Annotated in this window: 14 protein-coding genes; 5 read left to right on the top strand and 9 right to left on the bottom strand. The window is 60.2% G+C overall.

All coding sequences use genetic code 11. From position 1 onward, the window contains the following. Positions 1 to 50: 50 nt before the first annotated feature. The 4 genes from WA225_RS27040 (at position 51) to creD (ending at position 4,210) form a co-directional block, all read left to right on the top strand. The gene (locus WA225_RS27040) at positions 51 to 554 is read left to right on the top strand and encodes an ATP-dependent zinc protease (protein ID WP_008078089.1); all 504 of its coding nucleotides are present in this window, start codon (positions 51 to 53) and stop codon (positions 552 to 554) included. A 72-nt stretch (positions 555 to 626) separates the two neighbouring features. Beyond that, complete coding sequence (gene creB, locus WA225_RS27045) at positions 627 to 1,307, top strand: two-component system response regulator CreB (protein ID WP_064119220.1); 681 nt, start codon at positions 627 to 629, stop codon at positions 1,305 to 1,307. Beyond that, entirely contained in the window at positions 1,307 to 2,725 is a 1,419-nt protein-coding gene (gene creC, locus WA225_RS27050) for a two-component system sensor histidine kinase CreC (protein ID WP_422610312.1), read from the top strand. Before creB ends, creC begins: the two co-directional genes overlap by 1 nt. Positions 2,726 to 2,839: 114 nt before the next feature. Next, positions 2,840 to 4,210: a cell envelope integrity protein CreD gene (gene creD / locus WA225_RS27055; RefSeq protein WP_422610313.1), complete on the top strand. Its 1,371-nt coding sequence runs from the start codon at positions 2,840 to 2,842 to the stop codon at positions 4,208 to 4,210. 208 nt (positions 4,211 to 4,418) lie between these two features. Here creD and WA225_RS27060 read toward each other — a convergent pair whose 3' ends face one another. The 8 genes from WA225_RS27060 to WA225_RS27095 all read right to left on the bottom strand — a co-directional run bounded on the left by WA225_RS27060 (position 4,419) and on the right by WA225_RS27095 (position 13,643). After that, positions 4,419 to 5,048, bottom strand: coding sequence for a glutathione S-transferase (locus WA225_RS27060; protein WP_422610314.1), 630 nt, complete (start codon positions 5,046 to 5,048; stop codon positions 4,419 to 4,421). Between the two features lie 208 nt (positions 5,049 to 5,256). Beyond that, positions 5,257 to 5,436, bottom strand: a complete 180-nt coding sequence (locus WA225_RS27065; RefSeq protein WP_311883871.1) for a hypothetical protein — start codon at positions 5,434 to 5,436, stop codon at positions 5,257 to 5,259. Next, positions 5,433 to 6,563 (bottom strand): PepSY-associated TM helix domain-containing protein, encoded by a 1,131-nt coding sequence (locus WA225_RS27070; protein ID WP_422610315.1) that lies wholly within the window; start codon positions 6,561 to 6,563, stop codon positions 5,433 to 5,435. The genes WA225_RS27065 and WA225_RS27070 overlap by 4 nt, the downstream gene beginning before the upstream one ends. Before the next feature lie 74 nt (positions 6,564 to 6,637). Next, on the bottom strand, positions 6,638 to 9,064 hold the full coding sequence (locus WA225_RS27075; protein ID WP_422610316.1) for a TonB-dependent siderophore receptor: 2,427 nt from the start codon (positions 9,062 to 9,064) through the stop codon (positions 6,638 to 6,640). Positions 9,065 to 9,220: 156 nt separating this feature from the next. Continuing rightward, a complete protein-coding gene (locus WA225_RS27080; protein ID WP_422610317.1) occupies positions 9,221 to 10,195 on the bottom strand; it encodes a FecR domain-containing protein in 975 nt (324 codons plus the stop codon). After that, complete coding sequence (locus WA225_RS27085; RefSeq protein WP_253756929.1) at positions 10,192 to 10,668, bottom strand: RNA polymerase sigma factor; 477 nt, start codon at positions 10,666 to 10,668, stop codon at positions 10,192 to 10,194. The genes WA225_RS27080 and WA225_RS27085 overlap by 4 nt, the downstream gene beginning before the upstream one ends. A gap of 336 nt (positions 10,669 to 11,004) precedes the next feature. Next, a complete protein-coding gene (locus WA225_RS27090; RefSeq protein WP_422610318.1) occupies positions 11,005 to 11,712 on the bottom strand; it encodes a PolC-type DNA polymerase III in 708 nt (235 codons plus the stop codon). Continuing rightward, positions 11,709 to 13,643: a DUF294 nucleotidyltransferase-like domain-containing protein gene (locus WA225_RS27095; protein ID WP_422610319.1), complete on the bottom strand. Its 1,935-nt coding sequence runs from the start codon at positions 13,641 to 13,643 to the stop codon at positions 11,709 to 11,711. Before WA225_RS27095 ends, WA225_RS27090 begins: the two co-directional genes overlap by 4 nt. A gap of 258 nt (positions 13,644 to 13,901) precedes the next feature. Here WA225_RS27095 and WA225_RS27100 point away from each other — a divergent pair, with 258 nt between their 5' ends. Then, positions 13,902 to 14,348, top strand: coding sequence for a response regulator (locus tag WA225_RS27100; protein ID WP_422610320.1), 447 nt, complete (start codon positions 13,902 to 13,904; stop codon positions 14,346 to 14,348). A gap of 391 nt (positions 14,349 to 14,739) precedes the next feature. Here WA225_RS27100 and WA225_RS27105 read toward each other — a convergent pair whose 3' ends face one another. Beyond that, positions 14,740 to 16,917 (bottom strand): malate synthase G, encoded by a 2,178-nt coding sequence (locus tag WA225_RS27105; protein WP_422610321.1) that lies wholly within the window; start codon positions 16,915 to 16,917, stop codon positions 14,740 to 14,742. Positions 16,918 to 17,217: the final 300 nt, after the last annotated feature.

The raw sequence follows: 17,217 nt of genomic DNA on the forward strand, positions 1-17,217 counted from the left end.
GCGCAACGGTCTAAAATCCCGTTGCCCAACCTCTCAAGGAAGCCCCTTACGTGAAATCCCTCCTTGCACTGTTTGCCCTCGTCGCCCTGCCGGTCATGGCCGCCGAGCCGACCCTGTACGGGCGCTACGAATACATCGCGCTGCCGGAAATCGGCGGTGAAGTGCTCAAGGCCAAAATGGACACCGGCGCGCTGACCGCCTCGCTGTCGGCCAAAGACATCGAAACCTTCACTCGTGATGGCGACGATTGGGTGCGTTTCCGCCTCGGCACCAAAGACGCCAGCAACAAGGTCTACGAACACAAGGTGGCGCGCATCAGCAAGATCAAGAGCCGTTCGGATGAAGAGGACGAGGGCGAAAGCACCGAAGTCGCCAAACGCCCGGTGGTCGATCTGGAGCTGTGCCTGGGCAACGTCAAGCGTACCGTTGAGGTCAACCTGACCGACCGCAGCAACTTCAACTACCCGCTGCTGATCGGTGCCAAGGCCTTGCGCGAATTCGGCGCGGCAGTGAATCCGGCGCGGCGCTTCACCGCCGACAAGCCGGACTGCTGAGCCAAGTGGTCTCATTGACGTAACGCCAGGCTTGGGGCACCGTTCGCGCACTCAACCACGGGCTCGGACGCCATGCCTCATATCCTGATTGTCGAAGACGAAGCGGCGATTGCCGATACGCTGATTTTTGCCCTGCAAGGCGAGGGGTTCGGCACCACGTGGCTGAGCCTCGGCGCGGCGGCGCTGGAGCATCAGCGGCAGACCCCGGCCGATCTGATCATCCTCGACATCGGCCTGCCGGACATCAGCGGCTTCGAAACCTGCAAGCAACTGCGGCGTTTCAGCGAAGTGCCGGTGCTGTTCCTCAGCGCCCGCGATGCCGAGATCGATCGCGTGGTGGGACTTGAGATCGGCGCCGACGATTACGTGGTCAAGCCGTTCAGTCCGCGCGAGGTCGCGGCGCGGGTCAAAGCCATTCTCAAACGCATGGCACCGCGCCCGGCGATTGAAGCCACTTCGGCGCTATTTCGAATTGATCCGGAACGGATTCAAATCATTTATCGCGGTCAGACGTTGAGCCTGACCCGTCACGAATTCCGCCTGTTGCAATGCCTGCTCGAACAACCCGAGCGGGTGTTCAGCCGCGAGCAATTGCTCGATGCGCTGGGTGTAGCGGCCGACGCCGGTTACGAGCGCAGCATCGACAGCCATATCAAAAGCGTACGCGCCAAACTGCGTCTGGTGCGTGCCGACGCCGAGCCGATCCAGACCCATCGCGGCCTCGGTTACAGCTACAGCCCGGGGCACAGCTGATGTCGCTGGGGCTGCGGATCTTTCTGGTGTACGTGCTGTTTGTCGGCCTGACCGGCTATTTCGTGCTCAACACAGTGATGGAAGAAATCCGCCCCGGCGTGCGCCAATCCACCGAAGAAACCCTGGTCGATACCGCTAACTTGATGGCGGAAATCCTTCGCGACGATTTCAAGGCCGGCACCCTCAGCGAGAACCGCTGGCCCGAATTGCTGCGCGCCTATGGCGAGCGTCAGCCGCAAGCAACGATTTGGGGCTTGCCGAAAAATCAGGTCAACCACCGCATCTACGTCACCGACGCCAAAGGCATCGTCGTGCTCGATTCCAGTGGCGTCGCGGTCGGGCAGGATTACTCGCGCTGGAACGACGTCTACCTGACTCTGCGTGGCGAGTACGGCGCGCGTTCGACCCGCAGCGATCCGGATGACGCGAACTCATCGGTGATGCACGTCGGCGCGCCGATCCGCGATAACGGCAAGATCATCGGTGTGGTCACCGTGGCCAAGCCCAACAGCTCATTGCAGCCGTATGTCGATCGCACCGAACGGCGTTTGTTGTTTTACGGCGCGGGTTTGATTGGCCTCGGATTGTTGTTCGGCGCCTTGCTGTCGTGGTGGCTGAGCCGCGCGCTGCACCGACTGACCGGTTATGCCCAGGCAGTGAGCGAAGGCCGGCGGGTGGAAGTGCCGCATTACCGCGGCGGTGAACTGGAACAGCTCGCCACCGCCGTGGAGCAGATGCGCACACAGCTGGAAGGCAAGGCCTACGTCGAGCGCTATGTGCACACGCTGACCCATGAACTGAAAAGTCCGCTGGCGGCGATTCGTGGCGCGGCGGAGTTGCTGCAAGGCGACATGCCGCCGGTGCAGCGCCTGCGCTTTGTCGGCAACATCGACAGCGAAAGCGCGCGGATGCAGCAGTTGATCGAACGCTTGCTCAATCTGGCGCAGGTGGAACAGCGTCAGGGTCTTGAAGAACGGGTCGCCGTGCCGTTAACGATCTTGGTCGATGAGTTATTGCAAGGTCAGGCAGCGCGGATCGAAGGCAAGCAATTGCGGGTCGAGCAGGTGATTGCAGCGGATCTGCTGTTGATCGGCGAGCCGTTTCTGCTGCGTCAGGCGTTGGGTAATTTGCTGGAGAATGCGCTGGATTTCACCCCGGTTGAGGGGCTGCTGCGGTTCAGTGCCGAGCGGGTTGGCGAGCAGACCGAATTTCGATTGTTCAATGAAACGGCGCCGATTCCTGACTACGCCTTGCCGCGTTTGACCGAGCGTTTCTACTCGTTGCCGCGACCGGACAGTGGGCGCAAAAGCACCGGGTTGGGGCTTAACTTCGTTGAAGAAGTGGTCAAGTTGCATGGCGGGGCGCTGCGGATTCGCAATGTCGAAAGCGGGGTTGAAGTGACATTGCGCTTGCCTTGATACCGAGGCGCGGCCTTCGCGAGCAGGTGAAGTCTCCACACAATCTCTATATTCCCCCCACATTCCCCTCATACAACACCACCAGACTCTCGCCATCCAAACAGGGAGAGTCCCATGAACAAGAATCTGACCATCAAGCTCGGCGCCATCGCCGTGCTGATCCTGCTGTTGCTGATCCCGCTGCTGATGATCGACGGCGTCATCGACGACCGCCAACAGCTGCGCGACGGCGTGCTTGAAGACATCGCCCGCAGTTCCAGCTACAGCCAGCAACTGAGCGGGCCGGTGATGGTGGTGCCGTATCGCAAAGTGATTCACAACTGGAAAACCAACGACAAAACCAACCAGCGCTACGACGAGCCGAGCGAAGAGCGCGGTCGTCTGTATTTCCTGCCGGAGCGTTTCGAACTCGATGGTCAGGTGCAAACCGAACTGCGTGCGCGGGGTATTTATGAGGCGCGGTTATTCCACGCCGACAACCGCATCAATGGCCATTTCTCGCTCCCAGCGCAATTGGGCATCAAGGAAGATTTCACCGATTACCAGTTCGATGCACCGTTTCTCGCGGTGGGTATCAGCGACATTCGCGGCATCGAAAACGCGCTGAAGCTGGAACTCGACGGCCAGCGCCTGGACTTCGTTCCCGGCACGCAAGTCGGTTGGCTTGGCGAAGGCGTGCGAGTGACGCTGCCGCTGCTCGACACCAGTAAAACCACCGAGCTGAGCTTCGGTTTCGATTTGCGCCTGCAAGGCACCGGTTCGTTGCAAGTGCTGCCGGTGGGTAAAACCAGCAGTGTCAGCCTCAACGCCAACTGGCCGCACCCAAGTTTCATCGGCAATTTCCTGCCGGCCAAGCGTGAGATCAACGATCAGGGTTTCAGCGCCGATTGGCAGACCACGTTTTTCTCCACCAACCTGCAAGACGCCATGAGCCGTTGCGTCAGCGGCAATGATTGCGAGGCGTTCAACGGTCGCAGCTTTGGCGTGAGTTTCATCGACCCGGTGGATCAATACCTCAAGAGCGACCGGGCGATCAAATATGCGCTGCTGTTTATCGTTCTGACGTTTGCTGGTTTCTTCCTGTTCGAAGTGCTCAAGAGTCTGGCCGTGCACCCGGTGCAATACGCATTGGTGGGTGTGGCGCTGGCGTTCTTTTATCTGTTGTTGCTGTCGCTGTCGGAACACATCGGTTTCGCCTTGGCGTATCTGTTGTCGGCCAGTGCTTGTGTGTTGTTGATCGGGTTTTATGTCTGCCATGTGTTGCGCAGTGTGCGTCACGGTTTGAGCTTTTCGGCAGGGCTGGCGGCGTTGTATGGCCTGCTTTATGGCTTGCTGAGTGCCGAGGATTACGCGTTGCTGATGGGCTCGTTGTTGCTGTTCGGCCTGCTCGGTGTGTTCATGGTGCTGACGCGCAAACTGGACTGGTACGGCATTGGGCAGAAGCCGGGCAAACCGTTGGAGTTTGATGTGGGGGCGATGCAATGAGCCGGGTGGGATTGCGTGAAGATCAGCGAGAGGCGGAGGTTTTGGTGACGCTGATTTTTGCAGCGCTACCATCGGAACCGAGGTGGTTCATTCGCGAGCAAGCTCGCTCCCACATTGGATTTATGTCGTTGCATCCATGGCATGAACAACACAATACAACTGTGGGAGCGAGCTTGCTCGCGAAGAGGCCGGAACAAGCGCCGCCGATTTAAGGCTTGGGCATCGTGGCGATCATGGAAGGTCGCTGACTCACTTCAAAAAACCAGTGGGCCAATTGCGGGTTCGCCTCACGCCAGACCAGATCCGGGAAGCGCAAATCGAGATAACCCAGCGCACACGCCACGCTGATCGCCGCCACATCGAAATGGCTGGTCAGCTCGGCAATCGCCTCCTTTTCCAGTACAGCGAGGGCGCGGCGGATCTTGTCGCGCTGGGCTTCGAGCCATTCGTCCCAATGCTTTTCCGGGGCGCGCAGGACCAATTCATAACGCACCATCACCGACGCATCCATGATCCCGTCAGCCATCGAGGCCAGGGTCAGGCGGCGCCAGCGGGCCGCGCCTTCGCGGGGGATCAGCGGGTTGCCGACGTGCTGTTGATCGAGGTATTCGAGGATCACCCGGCTGTCATGGATGACATGGCCGTCGGCCAGACGCAGTGCGGGGATCTTGCCCAGTGGGTTGTCGATATTGAGCTCGGCACTCGGGCTGACCGGGCTGAGCACGCAATCTTGCAGCGCGACGCGATCCTGCTGGCCGGTTTCGTGCAGCAGCACCATCACTTTGCGCACGAACGGGGAGAGCGTGTTGTGGTACAGGGTCATGCTGGGGGCGGACATTGGCAAACCTCGGTGATCATCGAAGAGCAGGTGGTTAGCCTAGCCAGAACCGCTGTTGCTGGCGAGGAAATTCATGGCGCCCATCCGGCCGCCATCGCTGGCAAGCCAGCTCCCACAGGTTTTTGCAGTGAACACACATTTAGACCCAGCAGAGATCCTTGTGGGAGCTGGCTTGCCAGCGATGAGGCCTTCACCGACAACACAAAAACTACCTGCGCTGCAGCAATCCTCTTATGGCCAGAAATGCCGGAACACCCAACCCCACCCAACTCAGCGCATCCCAGATCCCATCCCCCAACAACGCCGCAAACAACCCCGCCGCACTGAGCAACGCAATCACGATCGGTGTGCTGAACACCTTCCAGAAATTCGACTGACGCGGCTTCATGCAGAGGCCTCCGCCGTTTCCAGCACAGGCTTGGCCGCTTTGCGCCGCACCAGCCACAGGTACACGCCACTGCCGAGCACAATGATCGTCAGCACATCGAGTGTGGCCCAGAGAATCTTCATCGGCATGCCGCCATAATCACCAAAGTGCAGCGGCTGCGACATGCCCATGGCGTCCATGTACCACGGCCGTTCGGCCACCGCAGTGACCTGCAGCGTGGTGGCATCGATCAGCACCGGCGTCAGCAAGTGCGAGGTCAAATGCGTGCCGCCCTTCATGAACACCGAGTAGTGGTGCTCGCTGGAAAAGCGTGTGCCGGGGAAGGCAATGAAATCCGGCTTCATGCCCGGTGCCACTTCAGCGGCGATGTCGAGCAAGCGAGTGGCCGGCGCCAGATGCGTCAGCGGCGGGGCGTCGCGGTAAGGCTCGATCAACGCAGTCAGCGCATCGTTGCGCCAAGCCGCGATCAACAAGTCGGCGCAGGCGCTGATCACACCGGTTACGCCGACCACCAGTGCCCAGGTCAGGGTGACTACGCCGATCAGGTTGTGCAGGTCGAGCCAGCGCAGCCGGGTCGACTTGTCCTGGCGTACGGTGCCGAACTTCAAACGGCGCATGAACGGCAGATACAGCACCGTCCCCGAAACAATCGCCACGACAAACAGCAGCCCCATGAACGCCAGCAGTAATTTGCCCGGCAGCCCGGCGAACATATCGACGTGCAGGCGCAGGATGAACAGCATCAAGCCACCGTTGGCCGACGGGGTTTCCAGCGCTTCACCGGTGCGCGCATCGAGCATGAAGGTGTGTGATGAGTTGGGTTCGGTGCCGGCGGTTTTCGCCATGATCGTCAGCACGGCATTCGGCTCATCGTCATCGAAACCGAAGTACTGCACGACTTCATCGGGGCGATGTTTTTCGGCGGCCTCGACCAGTTGCGCCAGATTCAGCCGCGGCGTGTCTGCCGGCATCTCGCGCACTTCGGGTGCATCGCCGAGCAGATGTTCGATCTCGTGATGGAAGATCAACGGCAAACCGGTCAGTGCCAGCAGCAGCAAAAACACGGTGCAAACCAGGCTGGTCCAGGTGTGGACGAACGACCAGCGACGAATTGTTTTACTTTTCATTTCATGACCTTCAAAAACACCAAAGCCGTCCACGAAGGACGGCCTGGTCACAGGGCCTGTTTCAGCTCAGTTGCTTACCACTTGTAAGTGGCGCTGGCGACGACGCTGCGCTGGTCGCCGTAGTAGCAGTAGAAGCTGTCGCAGGTGGAAATGTAGTCCTTGTCGAACAGGTTGGTCGCATTGAGTGCCAGCGACGCGCCTTTGAGGCTGTTGTCCAGACGACCGAGATCGTAATGCACGCTCGCGTCGAACACGGTGTAGGCATCCGCCTTGCCCAGCCAGGTGTTGGCCTTGTCGCCGTAGGTGTTGCCGGTGTAACGCACGCCACCGCCAATGCCGAAGCCGTCGAGCACGCCGGCGTGCCAGGTGTAATCGGTCCACAACGACGCTTGCTGGTTCGGCATCAGTTGCAGGCGATTGCCCTTGTCGACGCCATTTTGCACTTCGGATTTGGCCAGGGTGTAGGCAGCGATGACTTTCAGGTTGTCGGTGACGTCGGAAACCGCTTCCAGCTCCAGGCCTTTGACTTTCACTTCGCCAGTCTGGCTGGTGATCGAGACGTTGTTGACGAAGGTGTTGACCGAGACGTTCTTCTGGGTGAGGTCATACACGGCGGCAGTCAGCAGGGTTTTGCTGCCCGGAGGCTGGTACTTGATGCCCAGTTCCCACTGTTTGCCTTCGGTTGGTTTGAGCGAACCGGTCGAGGTGGCGTCGGCGCCCGTGGTCGGCTGGAAGGATTCGGCGTACGACAGGTACGGCACGAAACCGTTGTCGAACACGTAGCTGAGCGCTGCGTTGCCGCTGAAGGCTTTGTCACGCTGAGTGTTGGTGGCATCGCCCTTGTTGATGAATTTTGTGCTGGTGTGCACCCAGTCTTCACGGCCGCCGAGGGTCAGGCGCCACTGGTCGAGGGCCATCTGGTCCTGGATGTACAGGCCGGTCTGGTAGGTCTTCTGGTTGTAGTCGTAAAACGCCGTCGAGCGCGCCGGGCGCACGATCGGCTGACCGTAGATCGGCGTGATGACGTTGGTTGGCAGGCCATCACCGAAGATCGAGGTGTAGTTGGTGTTGCTGCGCTGGTGATCAAGGCCCAGCAGCAGGGTGTGGCGGATGTCACCGGTGGCGAAGTCGGCCTGGAAGTTGTTGTCCACGGCGAACTGGCTGATGTCTTCGTCGACGCTGGTGCTGGTGCGGTTTACGTTGCCCTGATCGTCAACTTGCGCAAACGGATAGGAACCCGGCGTCAGCGACTGGAACGACAGATCCGACTTGGTGTAACGCAGGTTCTGCTTGAACTGCCAGACATCGTTCAGACGATGTTCGAAGGCATAGCCCAGCGCGTAGTAGGTGCGGTCGTAATATTCCCAGTCCGGATCACCCAGATTCTTGTGATGGGAGATATCGCCGAACGGCGACTTGATCTTGGTGCCCTGCACCGGCAGGAACTGGCTGGTGATGCCGGTATCGTCGCGGGTGAACTGGCTCAGCAGGGTGAACTTGGTGTCGTCGTCGATGTTCCAGGTCAGGCTCGGCGCGATGTTGTAGCGCTTGTTGTCGACGTGATCGACCTGCGTGCCGCTGTCGCGCACCACACCGCTGAGGCCATAGAGAAACTGGCCGGCGTCATCGATCTTGCCGGTGCTGGCGAAGTTGATCTGACGGTGGTTGTCGCTGCCGTACTGCAGTTGGATTTCGCTGCTGGCCTCGGCGCTTGGGCGACGGCTGACCATGTCGAGCAGGCCGCCCGGTGGGGTCTGGCCGTAAACCGAAGAGGCCGGGCCGCGCAGCAGGGCGAGGCGGTCGAGGTTCCAGGTTTCCTGTTTCGGGTTGGCGTACACGCCTTTGGGCAGTGGCAGGCCATCGAGGAACTGGGTCGGCTCGAAACCGCGCACACGCAGCCAGTCGGCGCGGGTGTCGCTGCCGTAGCTGCTGGCGGTGATGCCAGGCATGTAGCGCACGGCGTCATCGAGGCTGTGCACGCTGCGGTCGTCCATTTGCTGGCGAGTGGCGACGGAGATTGAACGCGGTGCTTCGACCAGTGCGGTGTCGGTCTTGGTGCCGGCGGCGGTGCGGGTGGCGGTGTAGCCTTCGACCGGGCCCCAGGCGCTTTCGAGGTTTTCTACGCCGATGACGGAAGTTTCCGGCAGGGCCAACGTCCCTTCAGGCACGGCGACCAGGCTGTAGGTGCCGCTGCTGCTTTGTTCCAGTTGCAGACCGGTGCCGCGCAGGGCCGCGCGCAGAGCGCCGGCCGCATCGTATTGGCCGCTGACTGGCGCCGACGTTTTGCCTGCCGCCAGCGACGGGTTCAACGACAGCGCGAGGCCGCCCTGGCTGGCGATCTGGTTCAGCGTGGTCGCCAATGGCGCCGCCGGCAGGTTGTAGGCGCGCACGCTGGACGCTTGTTCAGCGGCGAGCAACGGACTGCTGATCAGCGGCGCGCTGAGTGCGATGGCGACGGCCAGCAGACTGGGGCGCAACAAGGTGTCTAGCGAACGGGACATACGGCGGCTCCTGAATGGAAATATTTCTCAATTGCCTGTGTGCCGGATGAAAATCAAAAAGTGATAGGGCGGGATGAAAATAATTTCGATTAGCTGGAAAACAGCCACATTTCTGCGGGCTTGATCGTTCCCACGCTCCGCGTGGGAACGATCAGGTCAAGGGGAGGAGGGCTCAGCCTTCGCCACGGTCACCCAATACGGCGTATGCCGCTCGATCTGCACCGGCAGGGTCGGCAGCAGGGCGCTCAAGGCTTTATCGGTGTCATGCAGGGGGAAGCTGCCGGTAATGCGCAGGTCCGCCACTTCTGGCGCCACGCCCAGGTACCCGCGCCGATAACGTCCCAGCTCATGCACCAGATCGCCGAGTCGTGCGTTATCGACCACCAGCATGCCGCGGGTCCAGGCATCGGCGCCGGGATTGAGCGCGACAATTGAATCGAGCCCGTCGCTGCGCATGAACACCTGTTGGCCTTCATGGAGAATCTGTTCTTCGGGATTCGTTTGCGCATGGGCGGCCACGGCCGACTGCAACACACTCAGACGTGTGCCTTCGTCTTCACGCTTGACCAAAAACCGCGTACCCAACGCGCGCATGCTGCCTTCGCGGGTTTCGACAATAAATGGCCGCGCATCGCCATGACCGGTCTCGACGAGAATTTCGCCTTCCTGCAAGACGATCAGCCGGCGCGTCTCATCGAAACGCACATCCACCGCACTGTGAGTGTTGAGATTCAACACGGTGCCGTCGGACAGGCGCACGGTGCGTTGCTCACCCGTGGCGGTGCGTTGATCGGCGAGCCAGTAATCCAGCGGTAGATAACGCTCACTGGCAAACAGCCCCACACCGACCAGCACGACAACGCTGGCCAGCCCACTGCCGAGCTTGCGCACCCGTCGGCGAATGCCTTCGCGCGATTGCAGCAAGGCACTGCGGGCCGGGCCCTTGGCCACGCTGAAACGCTGATCAAGCATGCCCAACTGGCGCCAGGCACGGGCGTGTTCTTCATTGGCCGCGTGCCATTTGGCGAACTCTTCGCGCTCCAGCGGACTGCTCGAATCGAGGGTCAACTGCCAGGCAATCGCCGCATCCAGCACGTGCGCCGGTACGGGGCTGGAACTGGCCGGGCTCACGTTGGCTCACCGTACAGGGCGATGTAGCACTGACGAATGCCTTGCGCGAGGTACTGACGCACACGCGGCACCGAGACGCCGAGCTTGTCGGCGATCTCGGCATGGCTGAGACCGTCGAGGCGGTTATAAAGGAAAGCGGCGCGGGCCTTGGTCGACAGTTTGCCCAGCAAGCGGTCGATGGCTTTGAGGTCTTCGAGGATCATTTGCTGTTCTTCCACCGAAGGTTGTTCGCCCTCGGGGATCAGCATCAACTCGGTGAGGTAGGCCTGCTCCAGCGCCGCGCGACGGAAGTAGTCGAACAACAGGCCTTTGGCGATCGCCACCAGAAAGGCCCGCGGCTCGCGCGGTGTCAGCAGTTCGTCGCGACCGAGCAGGCGCACAAACGTGTCCTGGCTGAGGTCTTCGGCACGTTGCGGGCAGGCCACATTGCGCCGCAGCCACGCCAGCAGCCAACCGCGATGGTCGCGATACATCGCACCGACGAGCTCACTGTGAGGGCTTGGGACTGACGACACCGGACATCACCGATTGGGAAATGTTAACTAACGCGAATTGTTCGCGATTGTGGCAGAGGTGGGAATGGTTAGCAATTGGCCACTGGTCAGGTGGGCCGTTGAAGAGCTGCCCTCACCCTAACCCTCTCCCGGAGGGAGAGGGGACCGATTGGGGGATATTCAGGAGATACACCGACCTGAGCGATCTTTAGTGAATCCATAATCGACTCGTTTTTTCAGGTCGATGCAAGTCTTCAGGCGACGCGGTCGGCTCCCTCTCCCTCGGGGAGAGGGCTGGGGTGAGGGGCTTTTGATTTAAAACGAAGGCGCCTGCTGCCTACGCTTCCACTGACTCAACCGCTGCTGCAAGTTCAACGGACTATGAATCTGCTGCCCCCGCGCCCGGCTGAACAGAATCAACGCCAACTCCGCCGTCGCCAGCGCATCGGCGCTCGCGTTATGCCGCTCGAACACCTCAAGCTTGAACCAGTCGATCCACTCATCCAGCCCGGCCTCGCGGATGTTCGCCTGCGGGCAAACCAGCGGGGCGATGTCCGCGACATCGAGAAACACTTGCTGCAGCTTGTGCCCCAGATGTTCCTTCAATGCGCGCCCGAGCATGTGCTGATCAAACGGCGCATGAAACGCCAGCACCGGGCAGTCACCGACAAATTCCAGCAACTCCAGCAATGCCTCGGCCGGATCGCTGCCAGCGGCAATCGCATTCGGCCCCAAGCCATGAATCAGCACGCTGGGACTGAGCTTCAGCTCGCGACATTGCAGCGTGCGTTCGAACTGTTGGCTGAAGTCGATGGCGCCGTCTTCGATCACCACCGCGCCAATCGACAGCACGCGATCCTTGTTCAGGTTGAGCCCGGTGGTTTCCAGATCCAGCACCACCCAGCGCTGCTCGCGCAGGCTGCATTCGCTCAGCTCACTGACGGCTGCCAGCTTCGCCAGACGCTGCTGCAGATCCATCGATAAAACCGGGCTCGCCGGGCGCAGCCACGAAAACAGACTCATAGCTGATACCGCAGCGTCAGGCTGTTTTGCAGGCGTTGCGCCTGGCGCAGGGATTCGCGCAGGATGCGCCGGTCCAGATGGTTGAGGCTGTCGGGGTCGACGCGGTTGGAGTAGGGCAGATTCTCCCGGGTCTGCAGTTGATGTTGTTGCATGCGCGTCTGTTGAATGAAGTGATAAGCCTCTTCATACGCCGCGCCGTCCAGCGGCTCGATGATTTGTTTATCGACGAGCTGACGAAAGCGCTCAAGGGTGTTGTTGGTGTCGATACCGTTGGCCAGCGCCAGCAAGCGCGCGCCGTCCACGAACGGTGTCAGCCCCTGGACTTTCAAATCCAGCGTGGCTTTCTCGCCATTCTTGCGTGCCAGCACAAACTCACGGAAACGCCCCACCGGCGGACGATTGCGCAGGGCGTTCTCGGCCATCATGCGCTGGAACAAACGGTTGTCGGCGACTTGATCGAGAATGCCCCGGCGCAATTGCTCGCAGCCTTTTTCATCGCCCCAGACCACCCGCAAGTCGAAATAGATGCTCGAGCCGAGCAGATTCTCCGGCGTCGCCTCACGGATAAATGCCGCGAAGCGTCGTGCCCATTCTGCTCGTGACAAACACAACTCGGGGTTGCCGGCCATGATGTTGCCCTTGCACAGGGTGAAGCCGCATTGCGCCAGGCTCTGGTTGATCTGCTGGGCAATTGGCAGCAGCTTGCCGCGAATCTCCGCCGCATGCGCGGCATCGCGGGCGTCAAACAAAATGCCGTTGTCCTGATCGGTGTGCAGCGTCTGCTCGCGGCGGCCTTCGCTGCCGAAACACAGCCAGCTGAATGGCACGCCGGGATCGCCTTTTTCGGCGAGAGTCAGTTCGATCACCCGGCACACGGTGTGGTCGTTGAGCAGAGTAATGATGTGGGTGATCTGCGTCGAAGACGCGCCGTGAGCGAGCATGCGTTCGACCAGTTGGCCGATCTCGCCGCGCAGGCTCACCAGTTGTTCGACACGCTGAGCGCTGCGAATCGTCCGCGCCAGATGCACCAGATCGACCCGTTGCAGGGAAAACAAATCGCGCTCGGAGACCACGCCGCACAGGCGCTGATCCTTGACCAGACAGACGTGAGCGATGTGCCGTTCGGTCATCGCAATCGCCGCATCGAACGCGCTGTGATCCGGGGAAAGGTAAAAGGGCGCGCGCGTCATGTGGCGCTCGATGGCCTCACTGAAATCCGCCACGCCTTCAGCCACCACATGGCGCAAGTCACGCAGGGTGAAAATCCCCAGCGGCGCCTTGAATTCGTCCACCGCGACGATGCTGCCGACCTGTTGTTCGTGCATCAGCTTCACCGCTTCACGCAGCGGCGTCTCGGCACCGCAAGTCACCGGGTGCCGCATCGCCAGTTCGCCAAGCCGCGTGTTCAGCGAATATTGCGTGCCCAGGGTTTCCACGGCTTTCTGCTGCACTTGCTGGTTGATCTGGTCGAGCAGGCTGCTGACCCCGCGCAGGGCGAAGTCGCGGAAGGTATTGGAAAGGGCGAACAGTTTGATGAACGCCAGTTTGTTCAGTTGCAGGCAGAAGGTGTCTTCGCCGGCCAGATGTTCGGTGCGGGTCGCCCGTTCGCCCAGCAATGCTGCCAGCGGAAAGCATTCGCCGGTGGTGATCTCGAAGGTGGTTTCAGTGCCGGGTTTGGTGATGTGCTGTCGCTCGCCGATCACCCGACCTTGCTTGACGATGTAGAAGTGTTCGACCGGGCCGTCGGCGGGTTTGATGATGCTCTCGCCCTGACCGTAGAAACGCAGCTGGCATTGCTCCACCAGATAAGCCAGGTGGGCGTGTTCCATCTGATTGAAGGGCGGGAAGCGCTGGAGGAATTGCAGGGTGCCCTGAATGTTCTGCAATACCGCGGTTTTCCCTGCCTGGGTGAAGGCGTCCGCTTTACTCATAACCATTACCGCAGTCTTTTTCGAATTGTTGTTGTCGGATCGTTGCGGCCATGGTCGACCCCTACGGACAGGGTGCCCATTGGACGTAAGTCTAGGTTTTGCCACCATTGGCGCAGTTTCGGAGATGCCCTACGCAAACAGTCGGAAATTCCTTGGCCTACCCCCTTGGAAAAAAATCCGACGAAGTGCACATTGAAGCTCTGCCCAGCGATGTCTGACCACTTGCCAAGGGACTGTTTTGAATACTTAGAGAACGCCATGTCCGACCACGATATTTTGAGCGATGCCGAGCGAGAAGCGCTCAGTGCAGTCATGCTCGAACCTGATCTTCCACCTCAGCGTGTATTGATCGTTGATGACGACAAGGACGCCCGGGAGCTGTTGTCGGAGATTCTCGCGTTGGATGGCATTCGTTGCTTGACGGCAGCCAGTGGTGAGACGGCGCTGAAGATGCTGGAGGAGAAACCCTCGATCGGCCTGGTCATTACCGATCTGCGCATGGGCCATGTCGGTGGGCTTGAGTTGATTCGGCAGGTACGCGAATCGGAGCGGGCGGCGATGCCGATCATCATTGTCTCGGGCGATGCCGATGTGAAGGATGCGATTGCGGCGATGCATTTGAGCGTGGTGGATTTTCTGCTCAAGCCGATTGATACGGGCAAGTTGTTGGCGTTGGTGAAGCATGAATTGGGTATCGAGCCTTAGAAGCCCCTCACCCTAGCCCTCTCCCGGGGGGAGAGGGGACTGACCGCGGTGGCTGTTCGAGGTACACCGACTTGAAACTCCTCAGTCGAACTCCGGTTTTGAAAAGCACCAATATCGGCCCCTCAACCCTTGGCAATTCCTGAGCCGAGCTCAGATTTTGAAAAGCATACAGATCTGCCCCCTTACCCCTCTACCCTTGGCAATTCCTGAGCCGAGCTCAGATTTTGAAAAGCATATAAATCGGCTCCCTTTCCCCCTCGCCCCCGTGGGGAGAGGGCTGGGGTGAGGGGATCGATCTCAAGCCCACCACAAATATCAGCCCAAACCGCAAACAAAAAAAAAGCCCTGATCTTTCGATCAGGGCTTTTTCATGTCCAGCATTCAGCGCAGGTTACAGGCCATTGGCAGCCTTGAACTCGCGACGACGACGGTGCAGCACCGGTTCGGTGTAGCCGTTCGGCTGTTTGGTGCCTTCGATCACCAGTTCGACCGCCGCCTGGAAGGCGATGTTGCTGTCGAAGTCCGGTGCCAGCGGGCGGTACAGCGGGTCGTTGGCGTTCTGACGGTCAACCACCGGCGCCATGCGCTTGAGGCTTTCCATCACTTGCGCTTCGGTGACCACACCGTGGCGCAGCCAGTTGGCGATGTGCTGGCTGGAAATACGCAGCGTGGCACGGTCTTCCATCAGGCCGACGTCATTGATGTCCGGCACTTTCGAACAGCCGACACCCTGGTCGATCCAGCGCACTACATAACCAAGAATGCCCTGGGAATTGTTGTCCAGTTCGTTCTTGATCTGCTCTGGCGTCCAGTTCGGATTCACCGCCAACGGGATGGTCAGGATGTCGTCGACGGACGCGCGAGCACGTTTGGCCAGTTCGGCCTGACGGGCGAACACGTCAACCTTGTGGTAGTGCAGCGCGTGCAGTGCAGCGGCGGTCGGCGACGGCACCCAAGCGGTGTTGGCGCCAGCCAGAGGGTGAGCGATTTTCTGCTCGAGCATCGCCGCCATCAGATCCGGCATTGCCCACATGCCTTTACCGATTTGCGCGCGACCTTGCAGGCCGGTGCTCAGACCGATATCGACGTTCCAGTTTTCGTAGGCGCCGATCCACTTCTCAGCCTTCATGTCAGCCTTGCGCACAACCGGGCCGGCTTCCATGGAGGTGTGGATTTCGTCGCCGGTGCGGTCGAGGAAACCGGTGTTGATGAACACCACGCGCTCACTGGCAGCCTTGATGCAGGCCTTGAGGTTGATCGTGGTGCGGCGCTCCTCGTCCATGATCCCGACTTTCAGCGTGTTGCGCGTAAGGCCCAGGACGTCTTCGATGCGGCCGAACAGCTCGTTGGTGAACGCTGCTTCTTCCGGGCCGTGCATCTTCGGTTTAACGATGTACACGGAACCGGTGCGGGTGTTGCGACGCGAGGTGTTGCCATTGAGGTTGTGCATCGCCGCCAGGCAAGTGACCAGACCGTCGAGGATGCCTTCCGGCACTTCATTGCCGTTCTTGTCGAGGATCGCGTCGATGGTCATCAGGTGACCAACGTTACGCACGAACAACAGCGAACGGCCGTGCAGGGTCACCTCACCGCCATTCGGCGCGGCGTAGGTGCGATCCGGGTTCATGGTGCGGGTGAAAGTCTGGCCGCCCTTGGACACGGATTCCGCCAGGTCGCCCTTCATCAGGCCGAGCCAGTTGCGGTAGATCACCACTTTGTCGTCAGCATCGACGGCCGCCACGGAGTCTTCGCAGTCCATGATGGTGGTCAGTGCCGCTTCCATCAGGATGTCTTTGACGCCGGCAGCGTCGGTCTGGCCAACCGGGGTGCTGGCGTCGACCTGGATTTCGAAGTGCAGACCGTTGTGTTTCAGCAGGATCGCGATTGGCGCGTTGGCGTCACCCTGGAAACCGATCAGTTGAGCGTCATCGCGCAGGCCAGTGTTGCTGCCGCCCTTGAGGGTGACCAGCAGTTTGCCGTCAGCGATTTTGTAGCCGGTCGAGTCGACGTGGGAGCCAGCGGCCAATGGCGCGGCTTCGTCGAGAAAGGCTCGGGCGAAGGCGATGACTTTGTCGCCACGCACCTTGTTGTAGCCTTTGCCTTTTTCCGCGCCACCTTCTTCGCTGATCGCGTCGGTGCCGTAGAGGGCGTCATACAGCGAACCCCAGCGGGCGTTCGAGGCATTGAGAGCGAAGCGGGCGTTCATCACCGGCACAACGAGTTGCGGACCGGCGGTGCGGGCGATTTCATCATCGACATTTTGCGTCGTTGCCTGGAAATCAGCCGCTTCTGGCAGCAGATAACCGATTTCTTGCAGGAAGGCTTTATAGGCCACGGCGTCGTGCGCCTGACCGTTGCGTTCCTGATGCCAGGCGTCAATGCGTGCCTGGAAGTCATCGCGTTTGGCGAGTAGGGCTTTGTTCTTCGGCGCCAGGTCATGAATGACCTTGTCGGCACCTTCCCAGAATTTGTCGGCGGTGAGGCCGGTACCGGGAATGGCTTCGTTGTTCACGAAGTCGAACAGGACTTTGGCGACCTGCAGGCCACCGACTTGAACGTGTTCAGTCATTGCTTGCCTCACTCTGCTCAGCTATTTCGCTTTTCAGCTCTTCAATTTGACAATGAAGCCTCTGGCCATTTAAACCACAAACCTGCCGACCAGTACATGCCATTGCTGGCGGCTGGGCTGGGACCAATCAACGGCTTGGGGCCTTGCTGACGGGGCTTTCAGGGTTGCGAACATGCCTTGGGCAGACATCGATCCGGCGTTATGTAGTGCGCGCTGCGGCATACTACATGATGAGTTGCGCTTGTGAAAATCAGACTAATTACGTCGTTCTGCGACCTCATGTCGCATTGCGGTCACATC

Origin of the sequence: Pseudomonas sp., assembly GCF_049300855.1 — a bacterium.
Lineage (GTDB): Bacteria > Pseudomonadota > Gammaproteobacteria > Pseudomonadales > Pseudomonadaceae > Aquipseudomonas.

Excerpts from the sequence above, each read along its gene's own strand:
- creB (WP_064119220.1), top strand. The coding sequence starts at position 627 with ATGCCTCATATCCTGATTGTCGAAGACGAAGCGGCGATTGCCGATACG.
- creC (WP_422610312.1), top strand. The coding sequence starts at position 1,307 with ATGTCGCTGGGGCTGCGGATCTTTCTGGTGTACGTGCTGTTTGTCGGC.
- creD (WP_422610313.1), top strand. The coding sequence starts at position 2,840 with ATGAACAAGAATCTGACCATCAAGCTCGGCGCCATCGCCGTGCTGATC.
- WA225_RS27060 (WP_422610314.1), bottom strand. The coding sequence starts at position 5,048 with ATGTCCGCCCCCAGCATGACCCTGTACCACAACACGCTCTCCCCGTTC.
- WA225_RS27065 (WP_311883871.1), bottom strand. The coding sequence starts at position 5,436 with ATGAAGCCGCGTCAGTCGAATTTCTGGAAGGTGTTCAGCACACCGATC.
- WA225_RS27070 (WP_422610315.1), bottom strand. The coding sequence starts at position 6,563 with ATGAAAAGTAAAACAATTCGTCGCTGGTCGTTCGTCCACACCTGGACC.
- WA225_RS27075 (WP_422610316.1), bottom strand. The coding sequence starts at position 9,064 with ATGTCCCGTTCGCTAGACACCTTGTTGCGCCCCAGTCTGCTGGCCGTC.
- WA225_RS27085 (WP_253756929.1), bottom strand. The coding sequence starts at position 10,668 with ATGTATCGCGACCATCGCGGTTGGCTGCTGGCGTGGCTGCGGCGCAAT.
- WA225_RS27090 (WP_422610318.1), bottom strand. The coding sequence starts at position 11,712 with ATGAGTCTGTTTTCGTGGCTGCGCCCGGCGAGCCCGGTTTTATCGATG.
- WA225_RS27095 (WP_422610319.1), bottom strand. The coding sequence starts at position 13,643 with ATGAGTAAAGCGGACGCCTTCACCCAGGCAGGGAAAACCGCGGTATTG.
- WA225_RS27100 (WP_422610320.1), top strand. The coding sequence starts at position 13,902 with ATGTCCGACCACGATATTTTGAGCGATGCCGAGCGAGAAGCGCTCAGT.
- WA225_RS27105 (WP_422610321.1), bottom strand. The coding sequence starts at position 16,917 with ATGACTGAACACGTTCAAGTCGGTGGCCTGCAGGTCGCCAAAGTCCTG.